Source organism: Streptomyces sp. NPDC050625 (assembly GCF_040654755.1).
Taxonomy (GTDB): Bacteria; Actinomycetota; Actinomycetes; order Streptomycetales; family Streptomycetaceae; genus Streptomyces.
This window is the reverse complement of sequence record NZ_JBFAIQ010000005.1, coordinates 167,258-190,889: the sequence shown is the minus strand read 5'-3', so window position 1 is coordinate 190,889 and position 23,632 is coordinate 167,258. Positions and strand designations below refer to the sequence as shown.

The 23,632-nt window shown below is 71.1% G+C and carries 18 protein-coding genes and 2 pseudogenes; 9 read left to right on the top strand and 11 right to left on the bottom strand.

The window, feature by feature from the left end; translation table 11 throughout:
• The first annotated feature begins 22 nt into the window (after window positions 1-22).
• Both AB0I54_RS14145 and AB0I54_RS14140 read left to right on the top strand, forming a co-directional pair.
• On the top strand, window positions 23-1,321 hold the full coding sequence (locus AB0I54_RS14145) for a M18 family aminopeptidase (protein ID WP_363296245.1): 1,299 nt from the start codon (window positions 23-25) through the stop codon (window positions 1,319-1,321).
• Between the two features lie 90 nt (window positions 1,322-1,411).
• Window positions 1,412-1,660 carry a DUF6458 family protein gene (locus AB0I54_RS14140; protein WP_363296244.1) on the top strand — a complete coding sequence of 83 codons (249 nt, stop codon included), beginning with the start codon at window positions 1,412-1,414 and terminating at the stop codon, window positions 1,658-1,660.
• On the opposite strand, the gene AB0I54_RS14135 is transcribed toward AB0I54_RS14140, so the two are convergent.
• The 4 genes from AB0I54_RS14135 to AB0I54_RS14120 form a co-directional block, all read right to left on the bottom strand.
• Window positions 1,648-3,498 (bottom strand): NHL domain-containing thioredoxin family protein, encoded by a 1,851-nt coding sequence (locus tag AB0I54_RS14135; protein ID WP_363296243.1) that lies wholly within the window; start codon window positions 3,496-3,498, stop codon window positions 1,648-1,650. The genes AB0I54_RS14140 and AB0I54_RS14135 overlap by 13 nt on opposite strands.
• 30 nt (window positions 3,499-3,528) lie before the next feature.
• The gene (locus AB0I54_RS14130; RefSeq protein ID WP_363296242.1) at window positions 3,529-4,785 is read right to left on the bottom strand and encodes a recombinase family protein; all 1,257 of its coding nucleotides are present in this window, start codon (window positions 4,783-4,785) and stop codon (window positions 3,529-3,531) included.
• Window positions 4,786-5,009: 224 nt separating this feature from the next.
• A complete protein-coding gene (locus tag AB0I54_RS14125; RefSeq protein ID WP_363296241.1) occupies window positions 5,010-5,870 on the bottom strand; it encodes a calcium-binding protein in 861 nt (286 codons plus the stop codon).
• A gap of 148 nt (window positions 5,871-6,018) precedes the next feature.
• Window positions 6,019-6,414, bottom strand: coding sequence for a cupin domain-containing protein (locus AB0I54_RS14120; protein ID WP_363296240.1), 396 nt, complete (start codon window positions 6,412-6,414; stop codon window positions 6,019-6,021).
• A 52-nt stretch (window positions 6,415-6,466) separates the two neighbouring features.
• On the opposite strand from AB0I54_RS14120, the pseudogene AB0I54_RS14115 reads away from it, so the two are divergent.
• The 3 genes and pseudogenes from AB0I54_RS14115 (at window position 6,467) to AB0I54_RS14105 (ending at window position 10,737) form a co-directional block, all read left to right on the top strand.
• Window positions 6,467-7,485: pseudogene (locus AB0I54_RS14115) on the top strand (helix-turn-helix domain-containing protein).
• A gap of 32 nt (window positions 7,486-7,517) precedes the next feature.
• Window positions 7,518-8,012 (top strand): LURP-one-related family protein, encoded by a 495-nt coding sequence (locus AB0I54_RS14110; RefSeq protein ID WP_363296239.1) that lies wholly within the window; start codon window positions 7,518-7,520, stop codon window positions 8,010-8,012.
• A gap of 43 nt (window positions 8,013-8,055) precedes the next feature.
• Window positions 8,056-10,737, top strand: coding sequence for a SpoIIE family protein phosphatase (locus tag AB0I54_RS14105; protein ID WP_363296238.1), 2,682 nt, complete (start codon window positions 8,056-8,058; stop codon window positions 10,735-10,737).
• Window positions 10,738-10,823: 86 nt separating this feature from the next.
• Here AB0I54_RS14105 and AB0I54_RS14100 read toward each other — a convergent pair whose 3' ends face one another.
• A complete protein-coding gene (locus tag AB0I54_RS14100; RefSeq protein ID WP_363296237.1) occupies window positions 10,824-11,624 on the bottom strand; it encodes a carbon-nitrogen family hydrolase in 801 nt (266 codons plus the stop codon).
• Window positions 11,625-11,838: 214 nt separating this feature from the next.
• Here AB0I54_RS14100 and AB0I54_RS14095 point away from each other — a divergent pair, with 214 nt between their 5' ends.
• Both AB0I54_RS14095 and AB0I54_RS14090 read left to right on the top strand, forming a co-directional pair.
• Window positions 11,839-12,663, top strand: coding sequence for a maleylpyruvate isomerase family mycothiol-dependent enzyme (locus AB0I54_RS14095; protein ID WP_363296236.1), 825 nt, complete (start codon window positions 11,839-11,841; stop codon window positions 12,661-12,663).
• Between the two features lie 194 nt (window positions 12,664-12,857).
• Window positions 12,858-13,559, top strand: a pseudogene (locus AB0I54_RS14090) (class I SAM-dependent methyltransferase); the annotation flags it as partial.
• A gap of 16 nt (window positions 13,560-13,575) precedes the next feature.
• Here the strand turns inward: AB0I54_RS14090 and AB0I54_RS14085 are convergent.
• Together AB0I54_RS14085 and AB0I54_RS14080 are read right to left on the bottom strand one after the other, a co-directional pair.
• Entirely contained in the window at window positions 13,576-14,871 is a 1,296-nt protein-coding gene (locus AB0I54_RS14085; RefSeq protein WP_363296235.1) for an MFS transporter, read from the bottom strand.
• Window positions 14,868-15,518 carry a GntR family transcriptional regulator gene (locus AB0I54_RS14080; protein WP_363296234.1) on the bottom strand — a complete coding sequence of 217 codons (651 nt, stop codon included), beginning with the start codon at window positions 15,516-15,518 and terminating at the stop codon, window positions 14,868-14,870. The genes AB0I54_RS14085 and AB0I54_RS14080 overlap by 4 nt, the downstream gene beginning before the upstream one ends.
• A gap of 187 nt (window positions 15,519-15,705) precedes the next feature.
• On the opposite strand from AB0I54_RS14080, the gene AB0I54_RS14075 reads away from it, so the two are divergent.
• Complete coding sequence (locus AB0I54_RS14075; protein ID WP_363296233.1) at window positions 15,706-16,608, top strand: D-alanyl-D-alanine carboxypeptidase; 903 nt, start codon at window positions 15,706-15,708, stop codon at window positions 16,606-16,608.
• Window positions 16,609-16,684: 76 nt separating this feature from the next.
• On the opposite strand, the gene AB0I54_RS14070 is transcribed toward AB0I54_RS14075, so the two are convergent.
• From AB0I54_RS14070 to pdhA, 3 genes are read right to left on the bottom strand one after another with little or no spacing between them, the layout of a single operon-like run.
• The gene (locus tag AB0I54_RS14070; protein WP_363296232.1) at window positions 16,685-18,082 is read right to left on the bottom strand and encodes a dihydrolipoamide acetyltransferase family protein; all 1,398 of its coding nucleotides are present in this window, start codon (window positions 18,080-18,082) and stop codon (window positions 16,685-16,687) included.
• Between the two features lie 10 nt (window positions 18,083-18,092).
• The gene (locus AB0I54_RS14065) at window positions 18,093-19,070 is read right to left on the bottom strand and encodes an alpha-ketoacid dehydrogenase subunit beta (protein ID WP_363296231.1); all 978 of its coding nucleotides are present in this window, start codon (window positions 19,068-19,070) and stop codon (window positions 18,093-18,095) included.
• A gap of 1 nt (window position 19,071) precedes the next feature.
• Window positions 19,072-20,262, bottom strand: a complete 1,191-nt coding sequence (gene pdhA, locus AB0I54_RS14060; RefSeq protein WP_363296230.1) for a pyruvate dehydrogenase (acetyl-transferring) E1 component subunit alpha — start codon at window positions 20,260-20,262, stop codon at window positions 19,072-19,074.
• 491 nt (window positions 20,263-20,753) lie between these two features.
• On the opposite strand from pdhA, the gene AB0I54_RS14055 reads away from it, so the two are divergent.
• Complete coding sequence (locus tag AB0I54_RS14055; protein ID WP_363296229.1) at window positions 20,754-21,797, top strand: phosphotransferase; 1,044 nt, start codon at window positions 20,754-20,756, stop codon at window positions 21,795-21,797.
• 92 nt (window positions 21,798-21,889) lie between these two features.
• Here the strand turns inward: AB0I54_RS14055 and AB0I54_RS14050 are convergent, their stop codons facing one another.
• Window positions 21,890-23,443, bottom strand: a complete 1,554-nt coding sequence (locus AB0I54_RS14050; protein WP_363296228.1) for a protein kinase — start codon at window positions 23,441-23,443, stop codon at window positions 21,890-21,892.
• Window positions 23,444-23,632: the final 189 nt, after the last annotated feature.

Below are 23,632 nucleotides of genomic sequence, written 5' to 3'. Positions count from 1 at the left end.
GCCCGTCGTTAAGGTGAACCCCATGAGCGAACCAGCCCGCTTCGACCGCGGCCACACCGATGACCTCATGTCCTTCCTCGCGGCGAGCCCGTCGCCCTACCACGCCGTGGCGAACACCGCCGAGCGGCTGGAGAAGGCCGGCTTCCGGCAGGTCGCGGAGACGGACGCGTGGGACGGGACGAGCGGCGGCAGGTTCGTGCTGCGCGGCGGCGCGATCGTGGCCTGGTACGTCCCCGAGGGCGCCGCGCCCCACACGCCGTTCCGGATCGTCGGCGCGCACACCGACTCGCCGAACCTGCGGGTCAAGCCACAGCCGGACAGCGGGGCGCACGGCTGGCGCCAGGTCGCCGTGGAGATCTACGGCGGGCCCCTGCTCAACTCCTGGCTCGACCGGGACCTGGGCCTGGCCGGGCGGCTCACCCTGCGGGACGGCTCGACCCGCCTGGTGAACGTGGACCGGCCCCTGCTGCGGGTGCCCCAGCTGGCCATCCACCTGGACCGGTCGGTGTCGACCGAGGGGCTCAAGCTCGACAAGCAGCGGCATCTGCAGCCGGTCTGGGGCCTGAGCGGCGATGTGCGCGACGGCGACCTGATCGCCTTCCTCGAAGAGGAGTGCGGGCTGCCCGCGGGCGACGTGGCCGGCTGGGACCTGATGACGCACTCCGTGGAGCCGCCCTCCTACCTGGGCCGCGACAAGGAGCTGGTCGCCGGTCCCCGGATGGACAACCTGCTGTCGGTACACGCGGGCGCGGCGGCCCTGGCGGCCGTGGCCTGCTCCGAGCGGGCCCTGCCCCACATCCCCGTGCTGGCCGCCTTCGACCACGAGGAGAACGGCTCGCAGTCGGACACCGGCGCCGACGGGCCTCTGCTGGGCAGCGTCCTGGAGCGTTCGGTGTTCGCGCGCGGCGGGTCGTACGAGGACCGGGCCCGCTCCTTCGCCGGCACCGTCTGTCTGTCCTCCGACACGGGCCACGCGGTCCACCCCAACTACGCGGAGCGGCACGACCCGACGCACCACCCGCGGGTCAACGGCGGGCCGATCCTGAAGGTGAACGTCAACAACCGCTACGCCACGGACGGTTCGGGCCGCGCGGTCTTCGCCGCCGCCTGCGAGCGGGCGGGCGTCCCCTTCCAGACCTTCGTCTCCAACAACGCCATGCCCTGCGGCACCACCATCGGCCCGATCACCGCGGCCCGCCACGGCATCCGGACCGTCGACATCGGCGCGGCGATCCTGTCGATGCACAGCGCCCGCGAACTGTGCGGCGCGGACGACCCGTTCCTGCTGGCGAACGCGCTCGTGGCGTTCCTGGAGCAGTAGGCCCGCCGGCGCACCCCGGGCATGAGCAGCGGGGTCCCGGGTACCCGACCCCCGACCGGAACCACCGGATCGCAAGGGGAGGAGACACCCATGGGCCTCGGCGGATGCATCATCCTCATCGCCGCTGGCGCGATCCTCACGTTCGCGACCGACTGGCACATGAAAGGGGTCAACCTCGACCTGGTCGGACTCATCCTGATGGCCGTGGGGCTGATCGGGGTCACCACGTTCACCAGCATCGCCCGGCGCAGGAGGATCGTGGTGCCGCCCCCGACGACGGTCGTCGAGGAGGAGCGGCACCACCACCATGACAGCTACGGCGACGGCTACGGCGTCTGAGCGTCGTCCGTCCCCGCACAATCCGTCCCCGCGTCGTCCATCCCCGCGAGGACCAGGGGAAGGCGGTCCGCACCGCCCTCGGTGAGGCGGACCGGAACGCCCCAGTCCTGCTGGTGGACATGGCAGGCGGGGTACTCGTTCATGGGATCGTCGTCGCACGACGCCGCCATCGCCGAGACGTGCAGGACCCCCTCCGCCACCGCCGGATCGAGCTCCAGGGTGCGGGACAGGTCGGTGTCCGCGCCCTCGCCCTCCAGCAGCAGCGCGGGCGGGGTGGCGGAGACCAGGAGGCGGGTCGAGGGGCCGTACCGGGTGTCCAGCTTCTGGCCGGCCGGGGCCTGGAAGATCACGTCCAACCGCAGCCTGCCCGGGGCGACTTCGGTCGCCGCGCGCCGGGTGCGGTGGGCGACGGCCGCCACCCGGACCGCCTCCTCCGGCAGCCGCAGCCGGGTCAGCCGGTGCCGGGCCGACTCCACGACCACGATGTCCTCGCCGACGAGGACGGCATCGCTCGGCTCCCTCAAGTCGGTGGCCAGGGTGGTCACTTCACCGGTCGCGGGGTCGTAGCGGCGCAGGGCGTGGTTGTAGGTGTCGGCGACGGCCACGGAACCGTCGGGCAGCGCCGTCACCCCCAACGGATGCTGGAGCAGCGCCTGTTCGGCGGCGCCGTCACGGTGGCCGAAGTCGAACAGCCCGGTGCCGACGGCGGTGTGGACCCGACCGTCGAGGTCCACCCAGCGCAGCGCGGAGGTCTCGGAGTCGGCCAGCCAGAGCCGGTCGGCACTCGCCGCGAGACCGGAGGGCTGGGCGAACCAGGCCTCGGCGGCCGGCCCGTCGACGAGCCCTTCGTTGGTGGTCCCCGCGGCCACCGCGACGGTGCCCTCGACCGGGTCGTACGCCCACAACTGGTGCACCCCGGCCATGGCGATCCACACCTTCCCGCCGAAGACGGCCACGTCCCAGGGGGAGGAGAGGTCGATCTCACGGGCCGGTCCCGAAGTCGGCGACCCCTGCCACCACTGCCGGCCGGTGCCGGCGAGCGTGGTCACCTCGCCCGTGCCGAGGTCCAGTCGCCGCAGGGCGTGGTTGACGGTGTCCGCGACGACCACGGACGCCCCGTCCTCGAAGAGGGCGAGGCCCTGCGGCTCACTGAAGGAGGCCGTCCCCGCCGCACCGTCCACGAAGCCGCGCGCACCGGAGCCGATCCGCCGCACGACCGTCTCCCCGTCCGCCTCCAGCTCCACCAGCTGATGCCGGGTGGTGTCGCTGACCAGGAAGTTCCCGGACGGCAGCAGCAGCGCCTTGCCGGGGAAGCGCAGCACGGTCGGCTCCGGCTCCGGCGCCACGTACGGCCCGTCCCCGCGCCGCAGCGTCCCCTTCGCGCCGTGCTCGGCCTCCAGCTCCCGCACCAGCCGCTCGATGGCGTGCGCATGCCCCTCACCGGCGTGCTGCGCGACGACGTACCCCTCGGGGTCGATCACGACGAGCGTCGGCCAGGCGCGCACGGCGTACTGCTTCCAGGTGGCGAGCTCGGGGTCGTCGAGCACCGGATGCTCGACGCCGTACCGCTCCACCGCGTCCACCACCGCCCGATGCTCCGCCTCGTGCACGAACTTCGGCGAGTGCACGCCGATGATCACGACCGTGTCCCGGTGCTTCTCCTCAAGTTCGCGCAGTTCGTCGAGGACGTGCAGGCAGTTCACACAGCAAAATGTCCAAAAATCAACAATTACGATGCGACCTCGAAGCCCGGCGAGGCCTGGCTCCTTGCCACCTGTGTTGATCCAACCGCCCCTGCCAATCAGTTCGGGGGCGCGGACGCGTGCGCGCTTTGCCATGAGTCAACCCAACCACATCACCGACCTGCGCTATTCCACGCCCGCCCGCTCGGCCCACTCGATCCGAAGCCGCTTGTCGGGGTCGAACCGTCGGCCTCTTCCCGGAGCCCTGGTTACCCCAATCCGTTCCACGGACGCGGACAGCAGAGCCCGCCTCTGCGGGGTATCACTGCCCTCCCACATCGCCGCCGACATCGGATGCCTGTCGAGAAATGCGGAGACCACTGCCTCCTCGACAGGGCGGGCCATCGCGCGGGCTCCCGGACAGGTGTGTCCGAGTCGCACGCCCTGACACACGTACGATGTGCCGTTCATACTCATGCGTGTTCCGCAGCCTGCGACGTCGCAGTACAGCAGCCCGGTCAGCAAATGGACTGGTCCGCGAACGGGGCGCCTCGCTCCATTGCCCCGCTGGCAAGTCCTGGTCGTCAACAGTGCAACGATCCGCCGCTGTTCCTCGACGGACACGACTCCCTCACCAACGGCCACGGGTTCTCCTGTCTGCGGATCCCGGTACGGTCGGACGACACCGGTGTACTTCCGGCGACCGAGATCCTCGTCCCAGACCGTCTCCGTCTCAGGAAGCAGACCCGCGAACGCGGGTGCCTTGAGAAGCTGGGACAGGGAACCCACCTGCCATAAGCCTCCTCGCGGGGCAGGGATCTCATACTCGTTCAGGAGCCTTGCGATTCTCACAAGAGGCTGCCCCGCGAGTGCCTCGTCAGCGATCAGACGTGCGTACACAGAGGTTTCCGGGTCCGGCACGAGCCGCCCGGTCTCAAGATCGGTACACAGTCCGTAAGGCGGCCGGCCTCCGATCCATTTTCCCTTGCCGCGCAGATACTCCTTGGCGTGGTGAATCCGCTCGCCCTGGGTCTCGGCTTCGACTCGCGCCCACTCCGACAGGGACGCGAGGGCGAGCCTGGCCCCGGGAGAACTCGAATCCAGCCCGTCCATGACAGAGATCAGCCGACCTCCGACTCTGTTGAACTCGTCGAGGATTGGGCCGACTTCAGCAGTGCCCTTACGGCTGAGGCGGTCCAGCTTCCATACGATCAGCGTCCCCACGGCACCTGAGACAACAGCCCTCGTGGCTGCGTCGAAGCCCTTTCGGATCACGTCCTTGTAGCCGGACTTCCCTCGGTCGACGTGCACCTGGCGAACAACCAGATCATGCCGGGCCGCCCAGTCGCGACAGTCGGCCTCCTGCCGCTCGATGGCGGTCTTTCCCTCGCGGTCAACTGACAGCCGCAAGTAGAGATCGGCGTAGGAATCACGCTGCTGCACGTCCCCTCCCAGAGTTGCTTACTCGGTGAACGAACAGCAGGGTCAAGGGTAATGAACTCGTGTGGTTGTCCCTCCGCGTTGGATGACCCAGGCACCCGAGTTTGGCGTCCCGAGGCCCAATCTCTGGACGGCCCGGTCGGCGGTGAGGACCGTCAGCAGACAGCCGCCGCCCCCACCACCCTCCACGCCCCGCTCACCGCACCGGAAACGGTGAGGGACGGTCATCAGTCCTGGTGGACCACGTTCCTGCCGGGCCCGCCCGACAGGGTGTCCCGGCCGGGGCCGCCGTACAGCTTGTCGTTGCCGCTGTTGCCGTAGAGCTTGTCGTTGCCGCTGTTTCCGTACAGGACGTCGTTGCCCTTGCCGCCGTACAGGCTGTCGTTCCCGGTTCCGCCGTAGAGCTTGTCGTTGCCGTCGTCGCCGGACAGGTACTGGGCGTCGGCGCCGCCGTGCAGCTCGTCGTCGCCCTTGCCGCCCTGCACGATGTTGTCGCCGCCGCTCGCGTAGATCGTGTCCTTGCCGTCACCGCCCCAGGCCAGGCCCTCGGCGCCCACGGTGATGGTGTCGTTGCCCGCGTCGCCCGAGGCGTAGGCGCCGTCGAGGCGGCCGGAGTCGGTCAGCCGGTCGTTGCCGGCGCCCAGGGAGATCTCGGCGTAGTAGTAGATCTGGTCGGTGGAGTTCTTGTACGCGACCGTGTCGTTGCCGTCGCCGAGGTTCATGACCAGGGCGGCGTACGGGTCCTGGCTGTCCAGCATCGTGACCGTGCAGGAGACCTTCGTGCGGTCCGCGCTGTCGGGGTACGCGCAGTCGTGGCCCGCGCTGATCTGGACGACGTCGTCGATCACATAGGTGATGCCCGTGCGGTCCGCGGTGAGCGCGGCGGTGACGGTGGCCTTGTTGGTCTGGCCGGCGGCGGCCTGGTAGGTGAGCTGCCAGTCGTACCGGTTGACCGAGGCGGTGGCGGGCGCCGTCGCGGCGTCGGCCGGGCCGGCCAGCGCGAACGGAACGGCCAGGGCGGCGCCGAGGGCCAGCGTCAGCGCCGGGACGGCGTGTGCCGGCCTGCGGCGGGCAAGGCGAGAGAGCATGACGGAACCTCCGGGAGGAACGTGCGGAATCTTGGCGACTTACGCAGCGTTCGACTCGGGGCCGAGGCGTCAGGTTGGGCAACTTCCTTGCACGCACCGGAAGTTCAACTGCGGGACACCCCTCGTCCCGGAGGATTCCGTGCCCCGGTCAGGACAAGGCGTGTCCAGTGGTCGCGTCCACGTGCCCGGGGACCTCGTCGTGCCGGTCGCCCACCGAGAGGGTGCCGGTGGGCTCGAAGACCAGGATCTCGGCGGGCCCGGGGGCGTAGGGCTTGTGCTCGGTGCCGCGCGGGACGGTGAACACCGAGCCCGTGGGGAGGACGACCGTGCGCTCGCCGGCCGGTTCCCTGAGGGCGATGTGCAGCTCACCGCCGAGGACCAGGAAGAACTCGTCGGTGTGGTCGTGTACGTGCCAGACGTGCTCGCCCTCGACCTTCGCCACGCGTACGTCGTAGTCGTTGACGGTGGTGACGATGCGGGGGCTCCACCGCTCGGCGAAGGAGGCGAGGGCCGTTGCCAGGGAGACGGGTTCGTGGGATGCCATGGGCCCATCGTGCGGGGTGCCGTCACGGTCGCACGAGTGCTAGAAATCGCGTATGCCGCAAGGATCCTCTCAGCCGATGCGGCCCCACCGGGTCGCCGTGATCGTCGACGGGGGCACGAACCCGTTCGAGGTCGGTGTCGCCACCGAGCTGTTCGGGCTGCCGCGCCCCGAGCTGGGCCTGCCCCGGCCCCTGTACGAGGTGACGCTGTGCGCGCCGACGCCCGACGTGCGGATGAACCACGGTTTCTTCACGCTGACGGCGGTGCCCGGCCTGGAGGCGGTGGACGAGGCGGACACCCTGGTCGTGCCCGGCCGCCCGGACAACGTCGTACCGCGCGGGCCCGAGGTCCTGGACGCGATCCGGCGCACACACGCCCGGGGCGCCCGGGTCGTCAGCTTCTGCACGGGCAGCTTCGCGCTCGCCGAGGCGGGGCTGCTCGACGGCCGACGGGCCACCACGCTCCCCCACTGCCTTAAGGGCGTGGGGGGACCCCCAGGCTCTGGGCCGACACCTTCCGCGCCCTGCACCCGAAGGTGCGGCTGGAGCCGGACGTGCTCTTCGTGGACGAGGGCGACCTCATGACCGCCGCGGGCAGCGCCGCCGCCCTCGACCTGGGGCTGCACATCTGGCGCCGGGACCACGGCGCCGAGACCGCCAACGCGGTCTCCCGGCGCCTGGTCTTCGCCTCCCACCGGGACGGCGGCCAGCAACAGTTCGTGGAGCGCCCGGTCCCCGAGGTCCCCGACGCGTCGCTCGGCCCGCTGCTGGCCTGGGCACTGGAGCGGCTGGCCGAACCACTGACGGTGGCGGACCTGGCGGCCCGCGCGGCGCTCTCCCCCGCCACGCTCCACCGCCGCTTCCGCACCCAGCTGGGCACCACCCCGCTGGCCTGGCTGACCGGGGAGCGCGTCGCGCTGGCCTGCCGTCTGATCGAGCGGGGAGAGGAACGACTGGACGTCGTCGCGTCCCGCAGCGGCCTCGGCACGGCGGCCAACCTGCGAGCACGACTGCGGCGGGAGACGGGGTTGAGCCCGTCGGCCTACCGCCGCCGTTTCGGGTCCCGTCCGTGATGACCGGCCCGTTCCCGGGAACCGGTGACCGTATGAGACTCCTCGTACGCGACCGGCTCCTGGGCATCGGTGACGACTACTGGATCGAGGACGAGCACGGCGACAAGGTCTTCCTCGTCGACGGCAAGGCGATGCGGCTGCGCGACACCTTCGAGCTGAAGGACACGCACGGGCGCGTCCTGATCGACATCCACCGGAAGGTGTTCTCGCTGCGCGACACCATGGTCGTCCAGCGCGCCGGCGAGCCGCTGGCGACCATTCGGCGCAAGCGGCTCTCCCTGCTGCGCAACCACTACCGCGTGTCCCTGGCCGACGGCACGGAACTGGACGTCAGCGGCAAGATCCTCGACCGTGAGTTCGCGATCGAGTACGACGGAGAGCTCCTCGCGGTGATCTCCCGGCGGTGGTTGCACGTCCGGGAGACGTACGGCGTCGACGTCGTACGGGACGACGCGGACCCGGCGCTGCTGATCGCGGTGGCGGTGTGCGTGATCCACCTCGCGGAGAAGGAGCGGGCGGCGGGCTGACGGCCACCGTGTCCGGCCCGCGGAACAGTGTTAGAAAAGAGGCATGGCGGGATTTCCCGGCCGCCTGCGTTCGGTGCTGAGCGCACGCACCGTCGCCCAGCAGGTCTTCGTCCTCCAGGCGGCGATCGTGGTGCTCCTCGTCGTCGCCGCGGTGGCCGCCGTCCTGCTTCAGGTGCGGTCGGACAGCGGACGAGAGGCCCGTAACCGGTCGCTCGCGGTGGCCCAGACCTTCGCGCACTCGCCGGGCGTCGCGGCGGCGATGCAGAGTGCCGACCCGAGCGCGGCGCTGGCGCCGCACGCCGAGGCGGCACGGAAGGCGTCCGGCGTCGATTTTGTCGTGGCCATGAGCAAGAACGGCGTCCGCTACACGCACCCCGACCCCGGCCAGATCGGCAAGCCCTACATCGGCACGATCGGCCCCGCCGCGAACGGCGGAACCGTCCGGGAGACCTACACGGGCACGCTGGGCCCCTCGGTGCGCGCCGTCGTCCCCGTGAAGGACGCGCACGGCAAGGTCGTCGGTCTCGTCGCCGCCGGGGTCAGGCTCTCCGAGGTGACGGGGGTCGTCGCACGCCAGCTGCCCGTGTTCATCGGCGCGGCGGCCGTGGCCCTCGCCGTCGCCACCGCCGGCACCGCCCTGGTCAGCAGGCGGCTGCGGAACCAGACGCACGGTCTGGGGCCCGCCGAGATGACCCGGATGTACGAGCATTACGACGCCGTCCTGCACTCCGTGCGGGAGGGCGTGCTGATCCTGGACGGCGAGGGCAGGCTGGCGCTGGCCAACGACGAGGCGCGCAGACTGATCGGGCTGCCCGCGGACGCAGAGGGACGCGCGGCCCTCGACCTGGACATCGGCGGCGACATCGCCCGCCTGTTCGCCTCCGGACGGGACGCCACCGACGAGGTGCACCTGGCCCGCGGCCGGTTGCTGGCCGTCAGCCAGCGGCCGACCGACCGTGAGGGCGGGCCGCCGGGCAGCGTCGCGACCCTGCGGGACACCACCGAGCTGCAGGCCCTCACCGGCCGCGCGGACCAGGCCCAGGAGCGCCTCAAGCTGCTGTACGACGCCGGGCTGGAGGTCGGCACCCGCCTCGACGTGACCCGCACCGCCCAGGAGCTGGCGGACGTCGCGGTACCCCGGTTCGCCGACTTCGTCACCATCGACCTGGCCGATCCCGTCCTGCGCGGCGGGGAGCCCGGGGACGGCTCCCCCGACATGCGGCGCGTCGCGTTCCGCGGGGTGCGGGAGGGCAGCCCGTTCTACGGCGTCGGCCGGCTGATCCGCTTCGTCCCGGCCACCCCGCAGGCCTCCGGCTTCGGCACCGGCGAGGCCGTGCTGGAGGCGGACCTGGCCGCGTTCTCCGGCTGGCAGGTACAGGACCCGGAGCGGGCCCGCAAGCTCGTGGAGTTCGGGATCCACTCCATGATCGCCGCCCCGCTGCGCGCCCGCGGCGTCATCATGGGCGTGGCCACCTTCTGGCGCCACGGCCCGCGCAAGTCCTTCGAGCAGGACGACGTCTCCCTCGCCGAGGAGCTGGTGGCGCGCGCCGCCGTCAGCATCGACAACGCCCGCCGCTACACCCGCGAGCACGCGATGGCCGTGACGCTGCAGCGCAGCCTGCTGCCCCGGGCCCTGCCCGACCAGAGCGCCCTCGACGTGGCCTACGGCTATCTGCCCGCGCAGGCCTCACAGGGCGGGGTCGGCGGGGACTGGTTCGACGTCATCCCGCTGCCCGGCGCCCGGGTGGCGCTCGTCGTCGGGGACGTCGTCGGCCACGGTCTGCACGCGGCCGCCACGATGGGACGGCTGCGGACCGCGGTGCACAACTTCTCCACCCTGGACGTCCCGCCCGACGAGCTCCTGGGACACCTGGACGAGCTGGTGACCCGTATCGACCAGGACGAGGACGGGACCGCCGGCGACGAGGGCCCGCCGGTCACCGGAGCCACCTGTCTGTACGCCGTCTACGACCCCGGCTCCGGCCAGTGCGTCCTGTCCCGCGCCGGGCATCTCCAGCCCGCCGTCGTCAGTCCCGACGGCAGCGTGGAGTTCCTCGACGTCCCCGGCGGGCCTCCGCTGGGCCTGGGCAGCCGCCTCCCGTTCGAGATGACCGGGCTGCAGCTTCCCGAGGGCAGCGCGCTGGTGCTGTACACGGACGGGCTGGTCGAGGACCACGACCGTGACATCGACGAGGGTCTTGAGCTGCTGCGGAAGACGCTGGCCCGGCCCGGCCGGACACCGGAGGCGACCTGCCGGGCGGTGCTGAAGGCCATGGTGCCCGAGCGGCCGCGCGACGACGTGGCCCTGGTCGTCGCCCGTACGCGGATGCTCGCCGCCGACAGCACAGCGGCCTGGGACGTGCCGTCCGAACCGTCGGCCGTCGGCCGGGTCCGTGCCTCGGCCGCCCGGACGCTGGCGGGCTGGGGCCTTGCGGAGTCCGCCTTCACGACCGAACTGATCCTCAGCGAGCTGGTCACCAACGCCATCCGGCACGCCGACGGCCCCATCCGCGTCCGTCTGATCCGCGACCGCACCCTGATCTGCGAGGTCGCCGACGGCAGCAGCACGGCCCCGCATCTGCGCCGCGCGTCCGCCACGGACGAGGACGGACGGGGCCTGTTCCTGGTGGCCCAGTTCGCCGAACGCTGGGGCACCCGCTACACGGCCGAGGGCAAGGTCGTCTGGGCGGAACAGCCGCTGCCGGCCGGGTGGGACGGGACGTAGAGCGGCCGCCATCCGCCATTCGCCGCCCGCCGCCATCCGCTCCCTACGCGGTTCCTTCGCGCCCCCCTTCGCGCTCCCTTCGCGATCTAAAGGGCGTGGCGCGGGGGCGCCAGCCCCAGGACGCGGTCCTTGAGCGCCGGGAACTGCTCCCGGATCGTCGCCACCCTTGCCGGGTCGAACTCCACGGTGAGCACCTGCTCCTCGGCTCCCGCCTCCGCCAGCACGTCGCCCCAGGGATCGACCACGATCGAGTGACCCGCCTGCGGAACCCGTCCGTTGGTCCCGGCCGTTCCACAGGCGAGCACGAACGCCTGGTTCTCGACCGCCCGCGCCCTGGCCAGCAGCGTCCAGTGCGCGCGCCGGCGCTCGGGCCAGCCCGCCGGGATGACCAGTGTCTCGGCGCCGGCGTCGACGAGCCCGCGGAAGAGTTCGGGGAAACGGAGGTCGTAACAGGTGGCCACGCCAAGGGTGGTCCCGGGCAGACGGACCGTCACCAGATCCTGCCCCGCGCCCATCATGACGGCCTCGCCCTTGTCGAAGCCGAAGCGGTGGATCTTGCGGTAGGCCGCGACCAGATCACCGGAGGGGGAAAAGACGAGGGACGTGTTGTAGAGGGGGCCGTCGGGGTCGCGCTCCGGGATCGAGCCCGCGTGCAGCCAGACACCCGCCTCGCCGGCGGCCTTCGCCATCTCCTCGTACGTGGGGCCTTCGAGCGGCTCGGCCTCGCGACCGAACTCCTCATGGGCGAAGGCGCCCGTCGTCCACAGCTCGGGCAGCACGACGAGATCGGAGTCGGCCTGGTCCCGTACCAGCGCGGCCACCCGCCGCCGACGGGATTCGACCGATTCGCCCTCATCTACTGCGATCTGGATCAGCGAGGCGCGCACACTACCACCGTCCTGGCATTCGAGCCGTCCACACGGGCCTACGATCGTCACACGAAAGCACTGCCGGGGTGCCTCACAGCAGCGTAACTTGGGGGTCCCCCCTGTTCGAGCAAAGCCGAGAGCCTGGGGGAGTTCCAAGACACCCGCCGACAGGCACGTCCCTGGCACCGCCGCCCAACCTGCCCGTGTACCGACCGCCGAGGGGTCCCGTTCCGTGAGTCTGCATCCCACCCTCCAGCCCTACGCCGACGCCTGGACCCACTCCATCGATGCGATATCCGAGCTGGTGCAGCCTCTTGTCGAGGGTGAGTGGAACCGGCGGACCCCATGCCCCGGATGGTCGGTCCGCGACATCGTCTCCCATGTCATCGGCATGGACTGTGAAATGCTCGGCGACCCGCGTCCCATCCACGCACTGCCGCGCGACCTGTTCCATGTGACGAACGAACACCAGCGGTACATGGAGATGCAGGTCGACGTCCGCCGCCATCACACGGCCCCGGAGATGACCTCCGAGCTGGAGTACACGATCATCCGCCGCAACCGCCAGCTGCGGAACGAGTCGCGCGAGCCCGGCCACAAGGTGCGCGGCCCGCTCGGCACCGAGATCACGCTTGAGGAGGCCATGCGCAACCGCGCGTTCGACGTGTGGGTCCACGAGCAGGATCTGCGCACGGCCCTGGGGCAGCCGGGCAACCTCGACTCCCCGGGCGCGCACATCACCCGTGACATGCTGCTCGCCGAGCTGCCCCACGTCGTCGCCGACAAGGCGAACGCCCCGCGCAGTTCGGCGATCGTCTTCGACGTGTACGGGCCCGTGGAGTTCCTGCGCACCATCCGCGTCGACATCCAGGGCCGCGGCACCCTGGAGACGGCCCCCGCACTCGGCCCCGCCGCCTCCTTCACCCTGGACTGGGAGACCTATGTCCGGCTGGCCTGCGGCCGTCTGACGCCGGAGGCCGCGGGCGAGCGGGTGAAGACGGAGGGCGACCCGGAACTGACGGCGGCCGTCCTGCGGAACTTCACGGTCACGCAGTAGGGCCGCCCGCACGGTCACGCGGCAGGGCCACCCGGACGGTCGTTCGGCGGGGCCGTCCGGGCGGTCGATCAGTACGGCCGTCCGGGGCGGGTAATTCGGTGTCCCCGGTCCGCTGCCGGTAACCAGCGTGCCCGCCGTGACGGACACAGTGGCCACCCCCGGGACCGACGACCGACCGCTCCGCCTGGAACCGGCTGCCCCTCCACGGCCCGCTCTCCGAGGCCAGCGCGGCCCCGCTGGTCGGCCGTCTCACGCGGCTGCGGGCCGGCAGTGTGCTCGACGTCGGCTGCGCCCGGGGCGAGTTGATGCTCCGCGTCCTGGACGCCGTACCGGACGCCCGTGGGACCGGCATCGATGTGCGCGGCGAGGATCTGGAGCGGGGCCGGCGCAACGCCGGGGCGCGGGGGCTCGCGGACCGGGTGGAGTTCGTCGGGGAGTCCGCCGAGGGGACGCAGCGCGGGCCCGCCGAACTGGTGCTGTGCCTCGGGGCCGGCCGAGCCCCCCGGGCACACCCTGGAGGCCTTGCGCGAGCTGCGGCGGCTGGTCTCCGACGGCGAGCGTGTGGTGCTCGGCGAGGGCTTCTGGAAGCGGCCGCCGACGTCGGCCGAGCTGGCGGGCATGTGGCCCGGGGCCGAGGCGGGCAGCACTACGACCTGGCTCGGCTCGTGGACCTCGCCGTGGAGGCCGGGTTCCGGCCCGAGGGGATCGAGACCGCGAGCCTGGACGAGTGGGAGGAGTTCGAGTCGGCGTACGAGGCGGACACCGAGGTGTGGCTCGCCGGGCATCCGGACCATCCCCGGGCGGCCGAGACGCGCGCGGACCTCGACCGGCACCGGGCCCGGTGGCTCACCTACCGCGGCATCCTGGGCATCGTCCATCTCACCCTCGTACCGGTCGCCGCGGCCGGCCGGCTCACGCGGGGACGTGCACCGTCTCCACCCGGCTGGCGACCAGCCGTTCCCGCTCCCGCCGCACCGCCCGGCTGCGCAGCCGCAGGATCTGACTCACGCCCAGCGCCTGCAGGACGAACACCGCCGAGAAGGCCACGCTGTAGTTGTCGCCGGTGGCGTCCAGCAGGACGCCGATCGCGAACAGGGTCGTCATCGAGGCGACGAAACCACCCATGTTGGTGATCCCGGACGCGGTGCCCTGTCGCTCGGGCGGGTTGGCGGGGCGGGCGAAGTCGAAGCCGATCATCGACGCGGGACCGCACGCGCCCAGCACCGAGCACAGCACGACGAGGAGCCACATCGGCGCCCGGTCGGCCGGGTAGAGCAGGGTCGCGGCCCAGACGACGGCGGTCGCGGCGACCGTGCCCAGGACCAGCGGCAGCCGCGCCGCGTGGTGCCGGGCCACGATCTGGCCGTAGACCAGGCCGACCACCATGTTCGACAGGACGACCAGGGTCAGCAGCCCGCCCGCGGTGGCGCGGCTCAGGCCCTGTGCCTGGACCAGGAACGGAAGGCCCCACAGCAGCAGGAACACCATCGCCGGGAACTGCGTCGTGAAGTGCACCCACAGGCCCAGGCGGGTGCCCGGCTCCCGCCAGGACGCGGCGATCTGCCGGCGTACGTAGGCCGCGCCCCGGTGCGGGAAGGGCTCGGGCTCGTGGCCCTCGGGGTGGTCCTTCAGGAAGAGCAGGGCGAGGACGAGGACGACGGCGCCCGCCAGCGCGCTGCCCCCGAACGCCGGGGTCCAGCCGATGCCGTGCAGCAGCCGGGCCAGCAGCAGGGTGGAGACCAGGTTGCCCGCCATGCCGACCAGTCCCGCGAGCTGCGCGACCAGCGGCCCGCGCCGCACCGGGAACCAGCGGGTGCCCAGGCGCAGCACGCTGATGAACGTCATCGCGTCACCGCAGCCGAGCAGCGCGCGCGAGGCGAGGGCCATGCCGTACGACGGTGAGAAGGCGAAGCCCAGCTGTCCCGCGGTGAACAGCACGGCCCCGATGCTCAGCACCTTCTTGGTGCCCAGCCGGTCGACGAGCAGGCCCACGGGTATCTGCATGCCGGCGTAGACCAGGAGCTGGAGGATCGAGAACGTGGACAGGGCCGAGGCGTTGACGTGGAAGCGGTCGGCCGCGTCCAGGCCGGCGACTCCGAGGGAGGTCCGGAAGATGACGGCGACGAAGTAGACCGAGACGCCGATGCCCCAGACGGCGACGGCGCGGCGGCCGCCCGGAGGGTCACCCGGAAGGGTGGCGTTCCTCATCGCACCTCACCCCGTGCGAGGTGCGAGAACCAGCTCACGTGCCGGTGCACGATCCCGACGGCCCCCTCCGCGTCACCGGAGCGCAGCGCGTCGAGGATCTCCTCGTGCTCCGTGAGCGTCTTGGCGATCCGGTCGGGGTGGGAGTGCATGACGGCGACGCCCATGCGCAGCTGGCGGTCGCGGAGCTGGTCGTAGAGCCGGGAGAGGATCTCGTTGCCGCCGCTGCGCACGATCTCGGCGTGGAAACAGCGGTCGGTGACCGCGGCCGCGGCCAGATCACCGGCGGCGGCCTGCTCCTTCTGCCGGGCGAGCAGTTCCTCCAGACGCTCGATCAGACCGGCCGGTGCGGGAACGGCCTTGCGGGCCGCGTGCTCCTCCACCAGCAGCCGGGTCTCCACGACGTCCGCGATCTCCTGCGCGGAGACGGGCAGCACCAGGGCGCCCTTCTTCGGATAGAGCTTGATGAGTCCTTCCACCTCGAGCCGCAGCAGCGCCTCGCGCACCGGTGTGCGCGAGACACCGACGGCCTCGGCCAGCTCGCCCTCGGTGAGCAGCGTGCCGCCCTCGTAACGGCGGTCCAGGACACCCTGCTTGACATGGCTGTAGACGCGGTCGGCGGCGGGGGGCTGTTTGACGGCCAGGCTCATGTCCACAGGATAGATACAACACGTACGCATCGGGGTGGCGGTCCATCATGCGGACGGGCCGAAATTCTCCCCAGGAACAACACAACCTTCTGTGCTATTTACGTGTCACACACGTGCGGCCCCACTCTCCTTGCCACCTCAACTCGGCCGCACCGCAGGGGCATTCGACACAATTCGGGGTATTCACTTGATTACCGGCATTAAGGGCATCCGCCTCCGCAGAGCCGTAGCCGTCGCCGTCACGTCCGGCGCGGTGCTCGCGACCGGGGCCCTCACCGCGGCACCGGCGCAGGCCGTCACCACGCCCACGATCGTGGCCAAGGGTGGCTACGTCATGAACAACGGGACCGCCAAGACGCTGTACACCAAGGCAGCGGACACCAAGCGCTCCACCGGCTCGACGACGAAGATCATGACCGCGAAGGTCGTGCTCGCCCAGTCGAACCTCAACCTCGACGCCAAGGTGACGATCCAGAAGGCCTACAGCGACTACGTCGTCGCCAACAACGCCTCCCAGGCGCACCTGATCGTCGGCGACAAGGTCACCGTCCGCCAGCTGCTGTACGGCCTGATGCTGCCGTCCGGCTGCGACGCCGCCTACGCGCTCGCCGACAAGTTCGGCTCCGGTACGACCCGCGCCGCGCGCGTGAAGTCGTTCATCGGCAAGATGAACACGGCTGCGAAGAACCTCGGCCTGACGAACACGCACTTCGATTCGTTCGACGGCATCGGCAACGGGTCCAACTACTCGACGCCGCGCGACCTGACGAAGATCGCCAGCAGCGCGATGAAGAACTCCACGTTCCGCACGGTCGTGAAGACGAAGTCGTACACGGCCAAGACCATCACCAAGACGGGCAGCACCCGCACGATGGCGCCGTGGACCAACACCAACGGGCTGCTCAGCAGCTACAGCGGCACCATCGGTGTGAAGACCGGCTCCGGTCCCGAGGCCGGGTACTGCCTCGTCTTCGCCGCCACGCGCAACGGCAAGACGGTCATCGGTACCGTCCTCTCCTCCACCTCCATCTCGCAGCGCGAGTCGGACGCCAAGAAGCTGATGAACTACGGCTTCGCCAAGCTGGGCTGACGCCCACCAGTACCGCGAACGGGCCCGTCGTCGTCACGACGGGCCCGTTTCCGTGTATCTGTGTTCCCGACGGCAGTTACGCCCAGGTGATCAGCCGCTTCGGCTGCTCCAGGATCGCCGCCACGTCGGCCAGCACCTTCGAGCCCAGCTCGCCGTCCACCAGTCGGTGGTCGAAGCTCAGCGCCAGGGTGGTGACCTGACGCGGCTTCACCTTGCCCTTGTGGACCCACGGCTGGAGCTTGATCGCGCCGACCGCGAGGATCGCGGACTCGCCGGAGTTCAGGATCGGCGTGCCGGTGTCGACGCCGAAGACGCCGACGTTGGTGATCGTCACCGTGCCGCCCTGCATCGCGGCGGGGGACGTCTTGCCCTCCCGCGCCGTCGCAACCAGCTCGCCGAGGGCCTCCGCGAGCTGCGGCAGCGTCTTGGCGTGCGCGTCCTTGATGTTCGGGACGATCAGGCCGCGCGGGGTGGCGGCGGCGATGCCCAGGTTGACGTAGTGCTTGAGCACGATCTCCTGGTTCGCCTCGTCCCAGGACGCGTTGATGTCCGGGTTGCGCTTGATGGCGACCAGCAGGGCCTTGGCGACCAGCAGCAGCGGGTTGACCCGCAGGCCCTGCATCTCCTTGTCCTGCTTGAGCTCCTCGACGAGCCGCATCGTGCGCGTCACGTCCACCGTCACGAACTCCGTGACGTGCGGCGCCGTGAACGCCGAGCCGACCATGGCCTGCGCGGTCGCCTTGCGGACGCCCTTGACCGGGACACGGGTCTCGCGCGCGCCGTCGTACGTCACGGCCGGCGCCGGAGGCGTCACGGCGGCGGGTGCCGCCACCACGGGCTCGGCAGCCGCGGGCGCGACCGCCGTGACCTCCGACACCGCCGCGTGCACGTCCTCGCGCGTGATGATGCCGTCGGGGCCCGACGGGACCACCGTGGCCAGGTCGACGCCGAGGTCCTTCGCCAGCTTGCGCACCGGGGGCTTGGCCAGCGGGCGCGGCTGGGCGGCGGAGGAAGCGGGGCCGTGGCCGTTCAGCTCGGTCTGGACCGCCTGCGCGGCCGCCGGGGCCGTGGCCTCGGTGCCCTTGCGCGGGCGGCGCTTGGTCGAGGAGGCGGCGACGCCGTAGCCGACCAGCACCGGCTGGCGGCCCTCCGGCTTCTGCTCCTCCTCGGGCTGCTCGGCGGCAGCCGGTGCGGGCGCCTCGGCGGGGGCCCCGCCCGCGATGTCCACCGCGATGATCGCCGTGCCCACGTCCACCGTGGTGCCCTCGGGGAAGTGCAGTTCGCGGACCACTCCGTCGTAGGGGATGGGGAGTTCGACGGCCGCCTTCGCGGTCTCGACCTCGCACACCACCTGGCCGTCGGTCACCTTGTCGCCCGGCTGCACGTACCACTTGAGGATCTCGGCCTCGGTGAGTCCCTCGCCCACGTCGGGCATCTTGAACTCGCGTACGGATGCTTCCGTCATCGTCGTCACGACCCTCTCCTCAGTACGCCAGGGCACGGTCGACGGCGTCGAGCACCCGGTCCAGGTCCGGAAGATACGACTCCTCCAGGCGCGCCGGCGGATACGGGGCGTGGTAGCCGCCCACCCGGAGCACAGGGGCCTCCAGGTGGTAGAAGCAGCGCTCCGTGATCCGGGCGGCGATCTCCGCGCCCGAGCCGAAGAACACCGGCGCCTCGTGGACCACGACCAGGCGGCGGGTCTTCTCGACCGAGGCCTGGACGGTGTCGAAGTCGAGCGGGGAGACCGAGCGCAGGTCCACGACCTCCAGGGACTTGCCCTCCTCGGCGGCCGCGTCGGCGGCCTCCTGGCAGAGCTTCACCATCGGGCCGTAGGCGACGAGGGTCAGGTCGGTGCCCTCGCGGGCGACACGGGCCTTGTGCAGCGGACCCGGGATGGCCTCGGTGCTGACCTCGGCCTTGTCCCAGTAGCGCCGCTTGGGCTCGAAGTAGATCACCGGGTCGTCGCTCTGGATGGCCTGCTGCATCATCCAGTAGGCGTCCGACGCGTTGGAGGGGCTGACGATCTTCAGGCCCGCCACGTGCGCGAACAGGGCCTCGGGGGACTCGGAGTGGTGCTCGACCGCGCCGATGCCACCGCCGTAGGGGATGCGGATGACGACCGGCATCTTGACCTTGCCCAGGGAGCGGGCGTGCATCTTCGCGAGCTGGGTGACGATCTGGTCGTACGCCGGGAAGACGAAGCCGTCGAACTGGATCTCCACGACCGGGCGGTAGCCGCGCAGGGCCAGGCCGATCGCGGTGCCGACGATGCCGGACTCGGCGAGCGGGGTGTCGATGACCCGGCTCTCGCCGAAGTCCTTCTGCAGTCCGTCCGTCACACGGAAGACTCCGCCGAGCTTGCCGACGTCCTCACCCATGACGAGGACCTTGGGGTCGGACTCCAGGGCCTTGCGCAGGGATTCGTTGATCGCCTTGGCGAGCGCCATCTTCTCGGCCATGTCAGTTGCCCCCCTCTGCGTCCGCGAACGACGCCTGGTAGGCGGCGAACTGGGCTCGCTCCTCGTCGACGAGCGCGTGCCCGTCCGCGTACACGTTCTCGAACATGGCGAAGTCGTCCGGATCCGGCATGGCTCGGACCACTTCGCGTACTCGTTTGCCCAACGCTTCGCTCTCCGCTTCAAGTTCCGCGAAGAATCCCTCGTCCGCGTGGTTTGCGGACTCCAGGAACCGTCGAAGGCGCAGGATCGGGTCCTTCGCCTCCCAGGACGCCCGCTCGTCGTCGTGGCGGTAGCGGGTGGGGTCGTCCGAGGTGGTGTGGGCGCCCATGCGGTACGTGTACGCCTCGATCAGCGTCGGGCCCTCACCGGCACGGGCGCGCTCCAGCGCCCACTGGGTGGCCGCGAGGCAGGCCAGCACGTCGTTGCCGTCGACCCGCACGCCCGGGAAGCCGAAGCCCTGCGCGCGCTGGTAGAGCGGCACCCGGGTCTGCTTCTCGGTCGGCTCGGAGATGGCCCACTGGTTGTTCTGGCAGAAGAACACGACGGGTGCGTTGTAGACCGCGGCGAAGTTGAAGGCCTCGGACACGTCGCCCTGGCTGGAGGCGCCGTCGCCGAAGTAGGCGATGACCGCCGAGTCCGCGCCGTCCTTGGTGATGCCCATCGCGTAGCCCGTGGCGTGCAGCGCCTGGGAGCCGATGACGATCGTGTAGAGGTGGAAGTTGTTGCTGTTCGGGTCCCAGCCGCCGTGGTTCACACCGCGGAACATGCCGAGCAGGTTGGTCGGGTCGACCCCGCGGCACCAGGCCACGCCGTGCTCGCGGTAGGTCGGGAAGACGTAGTCGTCGTCGCGCAGGGCCCGGCCGGAGCCGATCTGGGCGGCCTCCTGGCCGAGCAGCGAGGCCCACAGGCCCAGCTCGCCCTGGCGCTGCAGGGAGGTGGCCTCGGCGTCGAAGCGGCGGGTGAGCACCATGTCGCGGTACAGGCCGCGCAGCTCGTCCGGGGTGATGCCGGCGACGTATCCGTCGTACTCGGCGTTCTTGACCCGCTTGCCCTCCGGCGTCAGCAGCTGCACGAGCTCGGGTTCCGAGCTCTTCTTCGCGGTGCTGCGGGTGGTGCGCTTGGTGCCGGTGGTGCCGGCCTTGCCTGCGGTGCTGCGTCGCGGCTTGCTCGCGGCGCTGCTGTCCACGGTCACGTGTGCTCCTCCGTCGATCCGGCCCCCGGGGTTGCCGGTGAGCTGGGGGTCCCCCTTGCTCTTTTGAGCTCGGGAGAGCGGCTCACCTGTTCCGAAACCCGTGCACGGGGTGGGTGCCGCTCGGCCGGGAACAGGCGTGACAGGTGCCCCGGCGAGCGCCCTGCAAACGTCACGTTACCCAGTGCTCCACATTTCTGTGAAACCCCTCCTGACCTGCGATTTTGCTTGGATTTCCAAGTAAATCGGCGCGGACGGGAAGGTCGCTGGTCACAGCCTTGCAGGAGGCCGGAGCAACGGCACGTTATCCCGCACACCCCGGCCACGGGAAGAGTCGACGTCCGAAACCGACCTGGCACAGAAATGGGGCTGTATCGGCTTATTTCACGCAAACGGCAGAGTCGACGACACTTCGAGCACTGACCGTGAACGAATGCGACTGCCTGTGACAAGCCCCAGCTCACCGGCCCCACGGTTGCCCTAACATCTGGCGCGTGCCGCGCTCATGTGTACCACCCCTAGTACCCCTTGCGCCCCCTCTGGGCGCCCTGCTCCCTCTGTACGCCGCCGGTTCCGCCGTCGCCTGCGAGCCCGTCGAGCAGGGTCTGCTCAACCGTGGCTACCGGCTGTGCACCACTCGCGGCCGCTACTTCCTCAAGCACCACTTCGACCCCGACACCGCCGATCCCGCCGCCATCGAGCGCCGGCACCGCGCCACCCAGCGCCTGGCCGACCTGGGCGTCCCCGTCGCCCCGCCGCTCCCCGGCCGCGACGGGCGCACCGTCGCCGTCGTGGGCGGCCACGCCTACGCCCTGCACCCCTGGATCGACGGCAGGCACCGCCACGGCGGCCAGCTCACCCCGGGACAGTGCGTGCGGCTCGGGGCGCTGCTGGGAGCCGTGCACGCCGCCCTGGAGCGCGTCATGCCGCCCAAGGGGCGCACGCGCCCGGCCACCAGCCCGCACCCCGTGAAGAGCGCCGACCCCGCCGACACCTTCGCCCTCATCGACGAACTGCTCGCCCACGTCAGCCGCCACCGCCCGGCCGACGCCTTCGACGAACTGGCCCGGCACCGGCTGCTCGAACGCCGCGCACTCCTGGAACAGCACGCGGACCGGCGCCCCCCGCGCGGCGGCTCGGTGGGCTGGGTGCACGGGGACTTCCACCCCTTCAACCTGCTCTACAAGGGTGACGCGCCCGCCGCGATCGTCGACTGGGACCGGCTCGGTGTGCAGCCCCGCGCGGAGGAGGCCGTACGGGCCGCCGCGATCTTCTTCGTACGGCCCGCCGGCGCGCTCGACCTGCCGAAGGTGCGGGAGTACGCGCGCGCGTACCGGCGCGCGGCCGGGGCCACGCCCTCGGAGCTGGCGGCGGCCGTGCACCGCGTGTGGTGGGAGCGGCTCAACGACTTCTGGATGCTGCGCTGGCACTACGAGCGCGGCGACACCCGCGCGGACCCCCAGTTCCCGGCCGCGTCGGCGCTCGCGGTGTGGTGGACGCGGGAGTACGACGCCGTGTGCGACGCGTTCGTCGAATGAGCCCGCGAGCAGCACGCGCGCGTGAGGCATCGATCGGCTCTCACGCGCGCGTGGCGGTCGTCTCAGGGGGCCGGCGTCTCAGCCGGTGCCCTTCAAGGCCCGCCCGTGGCGCCCGGGCCGCCCGTCGGGTCCGTCGCCGGGTCCGAGGACTGCGGCTGCGACGGGGTCCCAGGATCCGTCGGCTCGTCCGAGGGCGTCGGATCGGTCGGCTCGTCGGTCGGTTCGCTGGTCGGGCTCTGGGACGGGGTGTACGACGGGGTGTACGAGGGCGTGTAGTCGGAACCGGTGCCCGGGTCCGTGGTGTCGCCCGTGGCCTCGTCCGTGGGCTCGTCCGTCGCCTCGTCGGTCGGGCTCTGGGTGGCCTTCTCGTGCTTCGTGGTCTGCGAGGTGGTGGGCGACTGCGTGGTGCCGCTGCCACCGGTGCCGTTGCCGGTGTTCTTCAGGGCCAGCGCCACCCCCGCCACGATGGCGATCACCGCGAGGACGGCGAGGATCCACAGCTTGCCGCGGCCGCTGCCCTTGTTGCCGTACCCCTCGAAGCCGCCGTCGTCGCCGCTTCCGTACCCGGCGGGCAGGATCGGCTGCGGGATCTGGGTGGTGCCTGAGGCGTGCGCCGGGTGCGCCATGGCGGTCGTGCCGGCGAAGCCCCCGGCCGGGGTGTGCCGGCCGTCGTGCATCGTCACGGGACCGGTGTTCCAGGTGCCGGTGTGGCCGCCCTGGTCGTACAGCATCTGCAGGCCGTACTGGACCAGACCGCGCATCTCCTCGGCCGTCTGGAAGCGGTCGTCCGGCTCCTTGGCGAGCGAGCGCATGACCAGGCCGTCGAGCTCCGGCGGAACGGAATCGGAGGCCTCGGAGGGAGGCTTGGGGATGTCCTGCACGTGCTGGTAGACCACCGACAGCGGGGTCTCGCCCGTGAACGGGGGCCGCAGCGCGAGCAGTTCGTACAGCAGGCAGCCCACCGCGTACAGGTCTGAGCGGTGGTCGACGGCCTTGCCGAGCGCCTGCTCCGGCGACAGGTACTGGGGCGTGCCCATGACCATGCCGGTCTGCGTCATCGTCGTGGACGCGCCGTGCAGCGCGCGGGCGATGCCGAAGTCCATCACCTTGACGGCACCGTTGGTGGTGATGATGACGTTGGCCGGCTTGATGTCGCGGTGCACGATGCCGTGCTGGTGCGAGTAGGCCAGCGCCTCCAGGACACCGGAGACGATGATCAGGGCCTGCTCGGGGCCCGGCGCCTCGGCGTTGATCAGCAGATCGCGGATGGTGCGGCCCTCGACCAGCTCCATCACGATGTACGGCACCGACTGGCCGCCCACGAAGTCCTCGCCGGAGTCGTACACGGCGACGATCGCGTGGTGGTTGAGACCGGCCACCGACTGGGCCTCGCGCGTGAAGCGGGCCTTGGAGGTCGGGTCCTCGGCGAGGTCGGCGCGCAGCAGCTTGACCGCGACCGTGCGCCCGAGGCGCACGTCCTCGGCCGCGAACACCTCGGCCATGCCACCCCGGCCGAGCCGATGGGTCAGCCGGTACCGGCCCTCACCGACCAGCCCTCCGTTGCCCCACATCTCCGGCGCGTCTGACATGCCGCCGCCGGACGCCTCGGGGTCGGACGGGCCCTGGGCGCGCTGCGTCTGTGCCATCAGTCCTCGCCGTCGTTTCTGCCCGCGGTGCGCGCGGTGTTGTTACGGTCTCCGTCGGCCACGCTACAGCCTCCGCGCAAGCCGCCGGTCCGCGTTCGGCACAGGGACCGGCCCCGGACCGGCCGGTCATCAAACCCGTAGCACGCGCTGTCGTGCAAATTCTGTGTACTGCTCGTACGGCCGCTGTAA